At 61.9% G+C, this 14763-nt stretch carries 11 protein-coding genes and 2 pseudogenes; 7 read left to right on the top strand and 6 right to left on the bottom strand.

The features are described 5' to 3' along the window. Positions 1-25 precede the first annotated feature (25 nt). The 7 genes and pseudogenes from ACSSVH_RS01755 to ACSSVH_RS01725 all read left to right on the top strand — a co-directional run bounded on the left by ACSSVH_RS01755 (position 26) and on the right by ACSSVH_RS01725 (position 6330). Entirely contained in the window at positions 26-304 is a 279-nt protein-coding gene (locus ACSSVH_RS01755; protein WP_170042383.1) for a twin-arginine translocase TatA/TatE family subunit, read from the top strand. Between the two features lie 10 nt (positions 305-314). After that, positions 315-722 (top strand): Sec-independent protein translocase protein TatB, encoded by a 408-nt coding sequence (gene tatB, locus ACSSVH_RS01750; RefSeq protein ID WP_492633999.1) that lies wholly within the window; start codon positions 315-317, stop codon positions 720-722. Then, entirely contained in the window at positions 719-1510 is a 792-nt protein-coding gene (tatC, locus tag ACSSVH_RS01745) for a twin-arginine translocase subunit TatC (protein ID WP_170058129.1), read from the top strand. Before tatB ends, tatC begins: the two co-directional genes overlap by 4 nt. After that, positions 1507-2214 carry a 16S rRNA (uracil(1498)-N(3))-methyltransferase gene (locus ACSSVH_RS01740; RefSeq protein WP_492633998.1) on the top strand — a complete coding sequence of 236 codons (708 nt, stop codon included), beginning with the start codon at positions 1507-1509 and terminating at the stop codon, positions 2212-2214. The genes tatC and ACSSVH_RS01740 overlap by 4 nt, the downstream gene beginning before the upstream one ends. 104 nt (positions 2215-2318) lie before the next feature. After that, positions 2319-3332: pseudogene (locus tag ACSSVH_RS01735) on the top strand (methyl-accepting chemotaxis protein); the annotation flags it as partial. A gap of 30 nt (positions 3333-3362) precedes the next feature. Then, positions 3363-4235, top strand: a complete 873-nt coding sequence (locus ACSSVH_RS01730) for a methyl-accepting chemotaxis protein (protein WP_492634689.1) — start codon at positions 3363-3365, stop codon at positions 4233-4235. 187 nt (positions 4236-4422) lie between these two features. Beyond that, on the top strand, positions 4423-6330 hold the full coding sequence (locus tag ACSSVH_RS01725; protein WP_492633997.1) for a methyl-accepting chemotaxis protein: 1908 nt from the start codon (positions 4423-4425) through the stop codon (positions 6328-6330). Between the two features lie 15 nt (positions 6331-6345). Here the strand turns inward: ACSSVH_RS01725 and ACSSVH_RS01720 are convergent, their stop codons facing one another. The 6 genes and pseudogenes from ACSSVH_RS01720 to ACSSVH_RS01695 form a co-directional block, all read right to left on the bottom strand. Beyond that, positions 6346-7080 (bottom strand): amino acid ABC transporter ATP-binding protein, encoded by a 735-nt coding sequence (locus ACSSVH_RS01720; RefSeq protein WP_492633996.1) that lies wholly within the window; start codon positions 7078-7080, stop codon positions 6346-6348. Then, a complete protein-coding gene (locus tag ACSSVH_RS01715) occupies positions 7073-8032 on the bottom strand; it encodes an amino acid ABC transporter permease (protein ID WP_170058134.1) in 960 nt (319 codons plus the stop codon). The genes ACSSVH_RS01720 and ACSSVH_RS01715 overlap by 8 nt, the downstream gene beginning before the upstream one ends. A 123-nt stretch (positions 8033-8155) precedes the next feature. Continuing rightward, the gene (locus ACSSVH_RS01710) at positions 8156-8953 is read right to left on the bottom strand and encodes a transporter substrate-binding domain-containing protein (protein WP_492633995.1); all 798 of its coding nucleotides are present in this window, start codon (positions 8951-8953) and stop codon (positions 8156-8158) included. A gap of 222 nt (positions 8954-9175) precedes the next feature. Beyond that, complete coding sequence (locus ACSSVH_RS01705) at positions 9176-9973, bottom strand: transporter substrate-binding domain-containing protein (RefSeq protein ID WP_169955673.1); 798 nt, start codon at positions 9971-9973, stop codon at positions 9176-9178. A gap of 155 nt (positions 9974-10128) precedes the next feature. Next, a pseudogene (mdoH, locus tag ACSSVH_RS01700) lies at positions 10129-12773 on the bottom strand (glucans biosynthesis glucosyltransferase MdoH). Further along, positions 12766-14502, bottom strand: coding sequence for a glucan biosynthesis protein G (locus ACSSVH_RS01695; protein ID WP_346266507.1), 1737 nt, complete (start codon positions 14500-14502; stop codon positions 12766-12768). Before ACSSVH_RS01695 ends, mdoH begins: the two are co-directional and overlap by 8 nt. Positions 14503-14763 lie beyond the last annotated feature (261 nt).

Genomic DNA, 14763 nt, shown 5'->3' with positions numbered 1-14763 from the left:
AACTTTCTGACTGAGGAATTGCAGCATGGGCATTTTTGACTGGAAACACTGGATCGTCATTCTCGTAGTGGTCGTCCTGGTGTTCGGTACCAAGAAACTGAAGAACCTGGGCACTGATGTCGGCGAATCCATCAAGGGCTTTCGCAAGGCCATGAACGACGACGAAAAACCGGCCGATACCGGCGCCACCCCGGTTCCACCGGCGCAACCTGTACACCCCCAGGCGGCACAGCCGATCACCGAGCGTCGCACCTTCGACGTACAGGCCGAGAAAGTCGAAGAGCCGTCCCGCAAAGACTCGTGAGCACTGACTAATGTTTGGTATCAGCTTCTCTGAACTGCTGCTCGTCGGCCTCGTTGCCCTGCTGGTGCTGGGGCCTGAACGCCTGCCCGGCGCCGCGCGCACGGCCGGCCTGTGGGTCGGGCGCCTGAAACGCAGTTTCAACGCCATCAAACAGGAAGTTGAACGGGAAATCGGCGCCGACGAGATTCGCCGGCAACTGCACAACGAACACATTCTGTCCCTGGAGCAGGAAGCGCGCAAAATCCTCGCGCCCCAGCAACAGGCGCCGACACCGGTTGAGCCGGTGCCCGAGCAGAGCATTGCGCCGGTGGCCGAGACGCCCCCGATCGCCACGCCCGCTCCCCCAGCAGAGCCTGCGCCGACGCCCGCCGCGTCGCCCGCTCCCCACGACCCTACATTGCCGCCGCGAGCCCCATGAGCGCTGATAAACCGGAAAACGACCAGCATATGCCGCTGGTCTCGCACCTCACCGAGTTGCGCACCCGCCTGCTGCGGTGTGTCGCGGCGATCTTCGTGATCTTTGCCGGGCTGTTTGCCTTTACCCAGCAGATCTACACCTTCGTCTCCACGCCGCTGCGCGAGTACCTGCCGGTGGGCGCGACGATGATCGCCACCGACGTGTCCTCGCCGTTCCTCACGCCGCTCAAGTTGACGATGATGGTGTCGCTGTTCTTGGCGATCCCGGTGATCCTGCACCAGATCTGGGGCTTTATCGCACCGGGCCTGTACAAGCATGAAAAACGCATCGCGGTGCCGCTGTTGGTGTCGAGCATCATGCTGTTCTACACCGGCATGGCGTTCGCCTACTTCCTGGTGTTCCCACTGATCTTCAAGTTCTTCGCCGCCGCCACCCCGGCCGGTGTGGAAATGATGACCGACATCACCAGTTACCTCGACTTCGTGATGACGCTGTTCTTCGCCTTCGGCGTGGCCTTCGAGATCCCGGTGGCGGTGGTGCTGCTGGTGTGGATCGGCGTGGTCGACGTGAAGTACCTGCGCAAGATCCGCCCGTACGTGATCATCGGCTGCTTCGTGGTCGGCATGATCCTGACCCCACCGGATATCTTCTCGCAAACCTTGCTGGCCGTGCCGATGTGGATGCTGTTTGAAATCGGCATCTTGTTTGGCAGCCTGATAAGCAAGCGCGGCGAACACCCGGATGACCAACCCGCCGATGACGACCAGCCGCCAGCGACCCAACCGTGAACCTGCTGCTGCTTGAAGAGGCCGACTTTATCGCGGCCGACCGGGTCGTGCTGCGTGACCGGCGCCTGGTGCACATGCAAGAAGTGCATCGCGCCGCGGTCGGCGACAGCCTGCGCGTGGGGCGCATTGGCGGCTTGATGGGCAATGCACAGTTGCTGCGCCTGGAAGCGGGCGAGGCCGAGCTGCAAATCAGCCTCGACCAGCCGCCACCGGCCAAGTTGCCACTGACCCTGCTGCTGGCCCTGCCACGCCCGAAAATGCTCCGTCGGGTGTTGCAGACCGTAGCGTCCATGGGTGTGCCACGGGTGGTGCTGGTCAACAGTTATCGGGTCGAGAAAAGTTTCTGGCAGACCCCGTTCCTGGAGCCCGAAGCCATCCGCGAGCAACTGATCCTCGGCCTGGAACAGGCGCGGGATACGGTGCTGCCCGAGATCGTCATCGAAAAACGTTTCAAGCCCTTCGTTGAAGACCGCCTGCCGACCCTGGCCCAGGACACCCTAGGCCTGGTCGGGCATCCCGGCGATTACCCGGCCTGCCCACGCGGCCTGGATGAACCGGTGACCCTGGCCATCGGCCCCGAAGGTGGCTGGATTCCCTATGAAGTGGACTTGCTGGCCAAGGCCGGCTTGCAGCCGGTGCAACTGGGCGCGCGGATCCTGCGCGTAGAAACTGCCGTGACCGCCCTGCTCGCCCGCCTCTTCTAACCCCGCCCCTCCAAACACCACGGGGCTTTGTGCCGCTACAGAATCCCGCTCGCATGCCGATACCCTCAGGATAAGTCCAAGCCTTGTTCAGGGGAGTTCACCGCATGTACCGTTGGCTAGCTGAAAAACTGGGGAATGTGAGCGTCAATCGCAAGCTGAGCGTGGGCTTTGGCCTGGTCTTGGTCCTCACGCTGCTGATCACCTTCACCGGCTGGACGGGCCTGAGTGGCGTGATCAGCCGTGGCGATAAACTGGGTTTTATTTCCAGCCTCAACGAACTCACCAAAGACCTGCGCCAGGCCCGGCTGGACTATGAAATGCGCCGTGGCGAACAAGGCCCGGGGCTGGTCAACGAGCTGATGGATAAACTCGACAGCGGCCTGAAGACCGCGCGCAGCCAGATCGAGCAACCGGCCGATGTCGCCATCATCGATGAGCAGTTGGCCGCCGTCGCCAAGTATCGACAGGCCTTTGGCGCCATGGTCCAGGCCGGTGCCCACCGCGAAGATGCACGCAGCAAGCTTGGCGCTACCGCCGACAACGCCGTCGGGCGCGTCGCGGAAATCGAAAAAGTCCTGCTGCAAGGTGACAGCGTCCCCCAGTTCAACAGCGCGGTCGAACTGAGCAAGTTGATCCAGCAGGCGCGTTTCCAGGTGCGCGGCTATACCTACAGCGCCAAGGTCGAAGCTGAGCAACCGGCGCTGGATGCCATTGCCAACGCCCTGAAGAGCGCCGACAGCCTGCGCAGCCAACTGCCGGATCAATACAGCGCCAACCTGCAGGAGGCCAGCGACTCCCTCAAGGCCTACCTCGCCGCCGTCAGTCAGTTCCGCGACTCCCAGGTGGCCAGCGCCGCGGCCCTCAAGGCCATGGCCGAGCAAGGTGACCTGCTGTTCGAGCGCAGCAAAAAACTCACCGCCTCCCAAACCATCATCCGCGACGCCGACGCCGCACAGGCCAAGTTCCTGTTGATGCTGGCCACCGCCCTGGCGCTGGTCTTTGGCATGGTGGCGGCCTGGGCGATTACCCGGCAAATCGTGATTCCACTGAGCCAGACCCTCAAGGTCGCCGAGCGCGTCGCCGCCGGTGACCTGACCCATGATCTGGTTTCGCAACGCCAGGACGAACTGGGCCAACTGCAACGCGCCATGCAAAGCATGACCATGGGCCTGCGCGACCTGATCGGCGGGATCAGCGACGGCGTGACGCAAATTGCCAGCGCCGCCGAAGAGTTGTCGGCGGTTACCGAGCAGACCAGCGCCGGGGTCAACAGCCAGAAGGTGGACACCGACCAGGTCGCCACCGCGATGAACGAAATGGCCGCCACCGTGCAGGAAGTGGCGCGCAATGCCGAGGAGGCCTCGGAAGCCGCCGTCGCCGCCGACCAACAAGCCCGCGAAGGCGACAGGGTGGTCGGCGAAGCCATCGCCCAGATCGAGCGCCTGGCCGGCGAAGTCGGCAATTCCACCGAGGCCATGGGCCATCTCAAGCGCGAAAGCGACAAGATCGGCAGCGTGCTGGACGTGATCAAGTCCGTGGCCCAGCAAACCAACCTGCTGGCACTCAACGCCGCCATTGAAGCGGCACGCGCCGGGGAAGCCGGCCGTGGCTTCGCGGTGGTGGCCGATGAGGTGCGCAGCCTGGCGCAGCGCACGCAAAAATCCACCGAAGAGATCGAAGAGCTGATCGTTGGCCTGCAAAGCGGCACCCAGCAGGTGGCGACCATCATGGACAACAGCCGTGGCCTCACCGACAGCAGCGTCGAGCTGACCCGTCGCGCCGGCAATGCCCTGGGGAACATCACCCGCACGGTCTCGGCCATCCAGGCGATGAACCAGCAGATCGCCACCGCCGCCGAGCAACAGAGCGCCGTGGCCGAAGAGATCAACCGCAGCGTGCTGAACGTACGCGATGTGTCCGAGCAGACCGCAGCAGCCAGCGAAGAGACTGCCGCCTCCAGTACCGAACTGGCGCGCCTGGGCACCCATCTGCAATCACTGGTCGGCCGCTTCCGGGTCTGACCCCTGCCCTTCGCGGCGATCCGTCCGGGTCGCCGCTCGTAGCTTGTGAAATTTCCTACACGTTTTTCAGGCCATGATCGGTACACCTGGCTCCTACGCCGACTAGCGTTCAAATGGATTCAATGTGTCCGCGCCCGTCGGCGCCCCGGCACGTTGAACGCCTTTGTTCACTTGCCGGAGGTTGGCCATGCTTCGTCGAATGACTCAACTGCTGGGTAACACCAGCGTCACTCTCAAACTGGTCCTGGGTTTTGCCTTGGTGCTGGCCCTGAGCCTTGTAATCGCCCTGACTGGCTGGCAGTCCCTCGCCGCCTCGCTCTACCGCTCACAAACCCTGACCGTGCTGGCGCAACTGGCAGTGACCGGTGAACAAGTGCGGGCCGACCGCATCGTGTACCGCACCCTGGACGACGCAACCAGCCTCAATAAATTGAGCGTCTCCATCGACAAGGTCGACGGGTACATGAGCGAGCTGTCAAACCGTCTCAAGGCGCCAAAAGCCCTGCAATACCTGCAGAGCATGGCCAGTATTTCAGGCAAGTTCAAAACCACGCTCAAGGATGTGCCCTCACTGGTCAAGCAGCGGGAAACTGCCCGCGAACAGCTGAAACAGAGCTCCATCCGTACCAGCGACAGCCTGGCGCAACTGGCCAGCGACCTGCCCGACCAGGACGACGAAAAAGCCCTCGATGCCATCGAAAGCCTGCGCCTGGCCATTGAACAAGCCGAAGACCGCGCCCTGAGCCCGGCCTGGGCGGCCAGCAGCCTGGATACCTATGCCCAGGCCGTCAGCGACGCCGAGCGCAGCCTCGAACTCGCCCAGGCGGCCGTGGAGAAACTGCCCGTGGACAACAGCGCATTGAAAAATGCCGTGCTCAGCCTGCGCACCCATCTGGCACGCCTGCGCGATACCCAGCTCACCACCGAAACGGCGCAAAACGAGTTGGAGCAGCAGCTGGATCAACTGCTGGTGCAGAGTGACCTGTTGAGCCAGGACCAGACCCAGCGCCGCAATCGGGAAGCCGAACAGGCCCGCACCCAGACGCTCGCCATTACCGCTGCGGCTGTGCTCTTTGGCGCCCTGGCCGCCTGGATAATCGCCGGGCAGATCGTCAAGCCACTGCGCAGGGCCCTGGCCGTGGCCAATCGCATTGCCGACGGCGACCTCAGCCACGATGTGCAGACCCGGCGCCGCGATGAGCTGGGCCAGTTGCAATGCAGCATGGCGCAAATGACCCTGAACCTGCGGGGGCTGATTGGCAGCATCAGCGACAATGCCCGGCAGATCGCCAGCGCCGCCGAGGAGTTGTCGGCCGTCACCGAGCAAACCCGGGCGGGCGTGAATAATCAGCGTGACGAAACCGAGCAGGTGGCGACCGCCATGAACCAGATGCTCGCCACCGCCCAGGAAGTCGCGCGGCATGCCGAACAGGCCTCGATTGCCGCCAGCCAGGCCAACCAGCAGACCGAACTGGGCGACCAGGTGGTGACGGACGCGGTGGCGCACATTGAACACCTGGCCCACGAGATGGCGCGCTCCAGCCAGGCGATGCTGGGCCTGCAACGGGAAAGCCAGAAGATCGGCAGCGTGCTGGAGGTGATCAAGTCGGTGTCCCAGCAGACCAACCTGCTGGCGCTCAATGCGGCGATCGAGGCCGCACGCGCAGGTGAAGCCGGCCAGGGATTTGCCGTGGTGGCCGACGAAGTCCGCAGCCTTGCCCAGCGCACCCAACAGTCCGCCGAGGAAATCGAAGAACTGATCGGCGGGTTGCACAGCGGCACGCAACAGGTCGCCGACATCATGGACAACAGCCGCGCCCTGACCGACCGCAGCGTCGGCCTGACGCGCAATGCCGGCGACGCCCTGACGGAAATCGCGCGCACCGTGCTGGTCATCCAGGAAATGAACCCACAGATCGCCGCCGCCGCCGAACAGCAAAGTGCGGTGGCCGAGGAGATCAATCGCAGCGTGTTGAAGGTCAGGGATGTGTCGGAGCAAACCGCCGCTGCCAGCGAACAGACGGCGGCGGCGAGTATTGAATTGGCACGGCTGGGCACGAATCTTCAGCAGTGCGTAGGCAAGTTCAAGGTATGAACCTGCCCCCGTGGGTTACAGAACCTGGCGCAGGAACGCCTGTGCCCGTGGGTCCTTCGGTGCATCGAAGAACTGCGCGGGTGCAGAGTCTTCCAACAGTTTGCCGTGATCGAAGAACAGCACCCGGTCTGCCACTTCACGGGCAAAGCCCATTTCGTGGGTCACGCAGACCATGGTCATGCCTTCCAGGGCCAGGGTCTTCATGACGTCCAGCACTTCGCCGACCATTTCCGGGTCCAGTGCCGAGGTGGGCTCGTCAAACAACATGACCTTGGGTTCCATGGCCAGCGCCCGGGCAATCGCCACGCGCTGTTGCTGGCCACCCGAGAGCCGCGAGGGGAACTCGTTGGCTTTTTGGGCGATGCCGACCTTTTCCAGCAATGCCAGGGCCTTGGCCTCGCGCTCCTTCTTGCCGCGCTTGCGCACGACTTTCTGCGCCAGGCACAGGTTTTCCAGCACGGTCATGTGCGGGAACAGGTTGAAATGCTGGAACACCATGCCGACTTCCCGGCGATAGGCGTTCACGTCGGTCTTGGGGTCGGCCAGTTGCAGGCCATCAATGCTCACCGAGCCCGAATCGAACTCTTCCAGGCCGTTGAGGCAGCGCAGGAACGTCGATTTGCCGGAGCCGGACGGGCCGATCACCACCAGCACCTCGCCCTTGGCTACCTGGGTGGTGACGTGATCCACCGCGCGCACCACGTGCCCACGGGTGTCGAAGACTTTTACCAGATCGCGCACTTCAATCACTTTGGGCGAGCCTCCGCTCAAGCCGGCTGGCCATTTTCGACAGCGGCAGGTTGATCAGCAGGTACAGGCCTGCGACACAGAACAGGATTTCAAACGGCGAGAACGAGGTGGTGATGACCTCGCGACCGCTCTTGAGCAGCTCGGTAATGGCGATCACCGACACCAACGAGGTGTCCTTGACCAGACTGATAAATTGCCCGGCCAACGGCGGCAGCACGCGCTTGAAGGCCTGCGGCAGCACCACATGGCGCATCGACTGGCTGGCGCTCAAGCCCAGGGAGCGGGCAGCTTCGCCTTGGCCACGGGCAATCGACTGCACGCCGGCACGCACGATTTCGGCCACGTAGGCGCCGGTAAACAGCGACAGCGCGGCGATGCCGGCGAACTCGCGCGACAGGTTCAGCACCGTGCCGATGAAGAAGTAGAAAATGAAGATCTGTACCAATAGCGGCGTACCGCGTACCAGTTCGACATAGATCGTCGACAGATCGCGCAAGGTCGGATTATTCGACAAACGACACAGGCCGGTTGCCAGGCCGATGAACAAGCCCAATACCCCCGAGACCAGCGACAGCCACAGGGTGGTCCACAACCCCCACATCAACGGCCCCAGCGCCCAGTGCCGGGTCACGCCGATCACGTCGCCCTCGGCCACATCGTCGCCACGGGCCACTTGCAGGCTGTTTTCGGCCACCGTCAGGTGCTGTTCGGCGCCGGCGTCGTTGCGCAGGGTGACTTGCGCCACGTCGCCCTTGCGCACCAACTCGACCACCGTGGAAATATCCGCCGCCCGCTTGGACTCTTCAGCCTGGTAGGCGAAGTATTGCGGCACGCGGTTCCAGCGCCATTCGTAGGACATCAGCGAGGTGGCGTAGTACAACGCGCCGGCCATGCCGACCAGCACCAGCACGGTCAGCAGGTGCCAGGGCCATTGGGCTTTTTTCTGTTTCATTGCGGGTTCCGGGATGTGTATCGGCTGTCAGGCCGCCATCGCGGGCAAGCCCGCTCCCACACTGGAATGCATTCCAAATGTGGGAGCGGGCTTGCCCGCGATGGGCGCGACGCGGTTTCTAGCTTATTCCATGTCCTTGAGCCACTCGGAGCTCTTGAACCACTTGTCATGGATGCGATCGTAGGTGCCGTCGTTGCGGATCTGGTGCAGGAAGTTATTGATGAAGTTGATGCTGTCGTAGTCGCCCTTCTTCAAACCGAATGCCAACGGCTCGTAGGTGAAGGGTTCTTCGAGGTACACCAGCTTGCCATTGCCGACTTTTTTCTCGGCAACCACGTTGTACGGCGCGTCGTAGACAAAGGCGTCGGCCTTGCCGTTGACCACGTCGAGCACACCTTCCTGCTCGTTGTCGTAGCCGTGGTACTTGGCCTTGGAGATCAGCTTCTTGGCCACCATCTCACCCGTAGTGCCGAGTTTGGAGGTCAGCCGGTACTTCTCGTCATTCAGGTCTTTGTAGGACCTGATGGTGCCTTCCAGTTCCTTGCGGATCAGCAGGGTCTGGCCAACCACGATGAAGGGTTCGCTGAAGTTCAGGCGCAGGTTGCGTTCCTGGGTCAGGGTCATGCCGCTGCCGATCATGTCGAACTTGCCGGTGAGGAAGGCTGGGATGATGCCGTCGTAACCGGTGGAGACCAGTTCCAGCTTGACCCCCATGGACTTGGCCATCGCCTTGAGCAGGTCGACTTCAAAACCAATGATTTCGCCACGCTTGTTGGTCATCTCAAACGGCATGTAGGTCGGATCCATGCCGACTTTCAAGGTGCCGCGCTTGACCGCTTCGTCAATCGCACCGGCCTGGGCCGTATTGACTGCCAGCAGGGCCGTAACGCCGAGCATCAGCATCGAAAGATACTTTTTCATCACCAAGTCCCCTGACTCATTTTATTTTGATGCAGGCCTTCACAGGGCTGCACTATTTCTTCGGGGAGCGATGCTAACCCACTCGCCCACCGGCACAAAGGTCTAGCCGGGATTTGTTGGCGGATATGACAGAAAAACCCCACAAAACCCCGGAGAAAAGCGCAGTTAGACGGCTTGACCTGACGGGTAAGCCCCCAGGAGTTATGTAAGCAGTTGTGACCATCATTCGATCTCCGACAACCAGTCCGTGTCCCGAAACCACTTGTCATGCAGCCGATCGTAGGTGCCGTCCTGGGCTATCTGATTAAGGAAGTGATTGATCCAGTTCAGGCTATCGTAATCGCCCTTTGGCAATCCAAACGCCAGGGGTTCGTAGGTGAAGGGCTGCTCCAGGGCCAGCAGTTCGCGGTTTTGCGGCTTGGCCAGGGCAATCAGGTTATAGGGCGCATCATGGATAAAGGCATCAACCCTCCCGTCGACCAACTGGCGCACGCCTTCCTCCGCCGTGGCAAAGCTGCGCAGTTGCGCAGCCCCCAGGAAGCGCCGCGCCGCCGCTTCGCCGGTGGTGCCGTCTGCGGCAGCAATCCGATAGCCGGCTTCGTTCAGGTCTTCAATGCTGCTGACTTTGCCGGCCAGGCGCGGGTGCAGCAGTACGGTCTGGCCAACGATGATGAACGAGTCGCTGAAGTTGAGCTTGAGGTTGCGCTCCTGGGTTACGGTCATACCGCTGCCGATCATGTCGAAGCGGCCGCCCAGCAGGCCCGGGATCAGCTCGGTATAGGCCACCGGCACCCATTCCAGCGCCACCCCCAGGGCATTGCTCATTTCTTCGAGCAGGTCAGCTTCAAAGCCGATAACACGCCCCTGTTTGTCGGTCATTTCAAAGGGCACGTAGTTGGGGTCGGTCCCCACTTTCAAGACCCCGCGCCGCACGGCCTCATCAATAGCGCCCGCGTGCGCCATCTGTACCTGTAGCAACGCGACAATACCCAGCAGTATCGACCAGTAACCCTTGATCATGAAAAGCCCCTTTTTCATTAAGCAGCCGCGTACCGTGCGTTGCGGGTCTAGCGCAAGCCACAGGCGGTCGAGTCAGATTTGGGGGGCGATCCTAACCCACTGGCAGGCACGGCAATACGCCTTGAACCAGGGTCTTTTGTATCGAAGTTAGAAGGCTAAGGCAGAAGCGAAAAACGCTGTAGGAAGGGCGTTTCAAGCGCCCCCGAGACGAATCCCGGGGGCGTCTGAATCAGGCTGGCTGAGCCTGGGATGACAGCGGCTTGAGCGGTAGCAACGGCGCATGCGGGTCGGCCTTGACCGATTCGCGCCAGGCGCCAAGCCATTCGGCATGCCCCTCGCTCCAGACTTGCTCATGCAGGCGCCCCAGGGCCACCGGGTCGCTGAGCAAGGCCACGCGTTCGTTGTTGTTCAGGCCCGCGGGGCCGACTTTCAGGGCATGTCGCACGCGATCGGCGCGCAGCCACTCAATCGGCTCCGCATGGCCATGGCGGGAGGTCGCCAGGGCACAGGCCAGGGCGTTCTGCTGCGGATCGACCACTGCCCGGATAAAACCGTCATTCAGTGCATGCCAACGGTTTTCGTGGGTGTAGCGGTCGGTCGACAGCAGCGCCTGCGGCGGATTGTATTCCTCGGGGATCAGGAACAGGCTTTCGTCGCGCGACTTGAGGCCCAGCTTGACCCGGCTGGAGATCACCGAGACCGGGATCGACAACATCAGCGAACCGACAATCGGCACCAGCCACCACAGGAAGCTTGGGTTCAACCACACCACCAGCAGCGCCCAGAAGAAGCCCAGCAAGGTCTGCGGGCCGTGGCGCTTGACTGCCTCGCTCCATGGCGTGGAGTCATCGTCACGTTGCGGCGAGTTCCAGGTCGCAGCCCAGCCGAGGAACGCGGCGAGCACGAAGCGGGTGTGGAAAATCATCCGCACCGGCGCCAGCAGCATGGAGAACAGCATCTCCAGCAGCATCGACAAGGTCACCTTGAACTTGCCACCGAACTCTTTCGCACCCTTGGCCCAGATCAGGATGATGCTCAGCAATTTAGGCAGGAACAGCAGCACGATGGTGGTGGAGAACAGGGCCACCGCCTTGTCCGGATGCCATTGCGGCCACAGCGGGTACAACTGGCGCGGTGCCATGAAGTACTGCGGCTCCATCAGGGTGTTGACCGCCAGCAGGGCCGTGGACAGCACCAGGAACAGGAACCACAACGGCGCCGACAGGTACGACATCACGCCAGTGAGGAACACCGCACGGTGTACCGGGTGCATGCCCTTGACCAGGAACAGGCGGAAGTTCATCAGGTTACCGTGGCACCAGCGACGGTCACGCTTGAGTTCATCCAGCAGGTTGGGCGGCAGTTCTTCGTAGCTGCCCGGCAAGTCGTAGGCAATCCACACGCCCCAGCCGGCACGGCGCATCAGCGCAGCTTCAACGAAGTCGTGGGAAAGAATCGAGCCGGCAAACGCACCTTTGCCGGGCAACGGCGCCAGGGCGCAGTGCTCGATAAACGGCTTCATGCGGATGATCGCGTTGTGGCCCCAGTAGTGGGATTCGCCCAACTGCCAGAAGTGCAGGCCCGCGGTGAACAGCGGGCCGTAGACGCGGGTGGCGAACTGCTGCATGCGCGCATACAGGGTGTCCATGCCCGAGGCACGTGGCGCGGTCTGGATGATCCCGGCGTCCGGCGTGGCTTCCATCAGGCGCACCAGGCTGGTCAGGCATTCGCCGCTCATCACGCTGTCGGCGTCGAGGACCACCATGTACTTGTAGTCACCGCCCCAGCGACGGCAGAAGTCGTCAAGGTTGCCGCTCTTGCGTTTGACGCGACGACGACGGCGGCGATAGAAAATCTTGCCAAAGCCACCGGCCTCGCGGCAGACGTCGAGCCAGGCTTGCTGTTCGGCAATGCAGATGTCGGCGTCGTTACTGTCGCTGAGCACGAAGAAGTCGAAACGATCCAGATCGCCAGTGGCAGCGACCGACTCGAAGGTCGCGCGCAGGCCGGCAAACACCCGGGGCACGTCTTCGTTGCAGATCGGCATGACCAGCGCGGTACGGGCCTCCTTCGGGATTGGCTCGTCGCCGGCGCTTTTCCCGGAGATCCGGTACTTGTCGTGACCGGTAAGCAACTCAAGGAAGCCCATCAGCGCAGTCCAGAAACCCGCCGAAACCCAGCAGAACAGAATGCCGAACATGATCAGGATGCTGGTTTGCAGGGCGTAGGGCAGGACCTGGGTGGCAGTTTGCAGCAGGGTCTGGTTGCGCACCTCGTCAAAGTCGACGAAGGACCAGCCCTGGTACGGCATGATGCCTTTCATGTACCAGCCGGCCACGATCGTCTGGCCGAGCATCAGCACCAGCAGGATATAGCGGCGGATCGAACCCACGGTGCGCCAACGCGCAGCCGGCAGCACGCGCTCGTCTTTGGGCGGCGCAGGCGGGTTGCTACGGCCGGTCAGCCGGCGCCAGCCACGCACCAGGATATTGGTGCGCCAAGGCTCGGGCACCACTTTGGTACGCCGGATCGGCGGCGTGGCCTTGAGGCAAACCCGACCGCTGGCGTCGAGCACCAGCATTTCGGCTTCCTCTAGCTCCTCGGCCGTGTTGAGGGTCAGCCTTCGGCCAACCGAGGCCTGCGCCGCGTCCACCGGGGCGTCAAAGGTCGACGACGACAGGCGCTCATGCAGTTCGGAGAAGGACTTGCAGCCCGCCAGTTCGGCGCGCTGCTCGTCGGTCATCGGAAGATGCGCCAGGTACTCGGCAAGAGTCTCTGGCTGGACTTGGGAGTTACTCATCGGCAGGCAACTGATTGCTCCAGGTTTCGGTCAGGACTTGTTCTGTCTTGACTGGCTCCGGGGTGGCTGGGGCAGCTTCTGGCTGCTTGTCTTGCTTGTCCTTGGCGTCTTTCTTGGCGTGTTTCTCGTGTTGCTTGGCCAGGACTTTGTCAGCCTTCAGGACTTGGGTGGAAACCTGCTCTGGCTCAGGCTTGACGATGTCCTGGACCAGGGCCGCACGCATTTCGGTCGGTTTGCCCGCATCCTTGATCTTCAAGCGCAGGGTCAGGCGCCAGCCTTTGGTGTGCGGGTTGTAGCGCACGCTGTTTTCCACGACTTCGCCGTTTTCACCGACGCTGACCTGGCTGCGCACTGCCGCATCTGGCTTCAGGGCCTTGAGGGACGGGCCCTCGAAGTCCACCAGATAGGCCACGCTGCCGTCTGGCTGGCGGATCAGGTTGGACTGTTTCACATCACCAGTAGAACGCAGGGTCTGCTTGACCCAGGCACTGTCCGGCGAGTGGAACGGTGCATCGTTGAGAGTCCAGTGCAGGCGGTAGGCGATATCCAGCGGTTCGCCGGGCTTGGGCAGTTCGGCCGGGCTCCAGAAGGCAACGATGTTGTCGTTGGTCTCATCGGCGGTCGGAATCTCTACCAGATCCACGGAACCCTTGCCCCAGTCGCCTTCAGGCTCGATCCAGGCGCTTGGGCGCTTGTCGTAGTTGTCGTCGAGGTCTTCGTACTGGCTGAAGTTGCGACCACGCTGCAACAGGCCGAAACCACGCGGGTTTTCTACCGAGAAGTTGCTGACCGACAGGTGTTTTGGGTTGTTCAGCGGGCGCCAGATCCACTCGCCGTTGCCGGCATGGATCGACAGGCCGCTGGAGTCGTGCAGTTCGCGACGGTAGTTGAGCACTTTGGACGGCTGGTTGGCGCCGAACAGGAACATGCTGGTCAACGGGGCAACGCCCAGCTTGCTGACCTTGTCGCGCAGGAACATCTGCGACTTGACGTCGACAATGGTGTCGGTGCCCGGGCGCAGGATCAGGCGATAGGCGCCGGTGGCCCGTGGCGAGTCCAACAGGGCAAAGATCACCAGGTGCTTGTCACCCGGCTTTGGACGCTCGATCCAGAATTCGGTGAACCGCGGGAACTCTTCGCCGGACGGCAGCGCGGTATCAATCGCCATGCCACGGGCGGACAGGCCGTAGACCTGGTCCTTGCCCACGACGCGGAAATAGCTGGCGCCGAGCATGGTCATGATTTCGTCTTGCTTGTCGTCCTTGTTGATCGGGTACAGCACGCGAAAGCCGGCATAACCCAGCTGGTCGGTGGCTTTTGGATCAAACTTGACGTCGCCGAAATCGAAACGAGTCGGGTCGTACTTGATTTCCTGGACGTCGGTCGCGGTGATTTCGTTGATCTTCACCGGCGTGTCGAAGTGCATGCCCTGGTGATAGAAGGACAACTTGAACGGGGTTTTCTGATCGGCCCACTCGGCTTTTTCATTGCGGAAACGAATTTTCTGGTAGTCAGCGAACTTCATTTCGCGGAATTCGTTCGGCAGATTGCTGCGCGGGGCTTCGTATTTCTGCCCGGCCAGCTCTTTTGCCTTGGCCGACACATCGTCCAGACTGAATGCCCACAGTTGACCCGCGCCGAACAGGCAAAACAGGGCAGAGCCCGTCACCAGTGCGTTTCGTAACCGTTTGGCAGACAATTTTGGTGCATTACAGGGACTAACAATCACGAGCAACCCTCGCCGAAAACAGATCAAAAAACCAACGGCCAGCTATCTATATGCCAGGTTGGCGAGCATTGTTCCGACTCCGATGGGGCTAAATGATTCCCCACGGGCGAGCGGACAAGTCTCTACCTAAGTCAAAAATGGATCAATTTACGCTGATCCCCGTAGCGCGCGATTATCTAGTAGCCGGTGAGATAACGCAGCAGGGGCAGCGAAGTATTTGTAGCGAAAACTTGCGTTTTTGCGCATTAAAAGTCGTTTTTC

It is taken from the genome of Pseudomonas sp. HC1(2025) (assembly GCF_058742075.1).
This window is presented reverse-complemented; position numbering and strand designations above follow the sequence as displayed.

Coding starts and splice junctions, on each gene's coding strand:
- ACSSVH_RS01755 (WP_170042383.1), top strand. CDS start 26: ATGGGCATTTTTGACTGGAAACACTGGATCGTCATTCTCGTAGTGGTC.
- tatB (WP_492633999.1), top strand. CDS start 315: ATGTTTGGTATCAGCTTCTCTGAACTGCTGCTCGTCGGCCTCGTTGCC.
- tatC (WP_170058129.1), top strand. CDS start 719: ATGAGCGCTGATAAACCGGAAAACGACCAGCATATGCCGCTGGTCTCG.
- ACSSVH_RS01730 (WP_492634689.1), top strand. CDS start 3,363: ATGCAAAGCATGACCATGGGCCTGCGCGACCTGATCGGCGGGATCAGC.
- ACSSVH_RS01725 (WP_492633997.1), top strand. CDS start 4,423: ATGCTTCGTCGAATGACTCAACTGCTGGGTAACACCAGCGTCACTCTC.
- ACSSVH_RS01715 (WP_170058134.1), bottom strand. CDS start 8,032: ATGAAACAGAAAAAAGCCCAATGGCCCTGGCACCTGCTGACCGTGCTG.
- ACSSVH_RS01710 (WP_492633995.1), bottom strand. CDS start 8,953: ATGAAAAAGTATCTTTCGATGCTGATGCTCGGCGTTACGGCCCTGCTG.
- ACSSVH_RS01705 (WP_169955673.1), bottom strand. CDS start 9,973: ATGATCAAGGGTTACTGGTCGATACTGCTGGGTATTGTCGCGTTGCTA.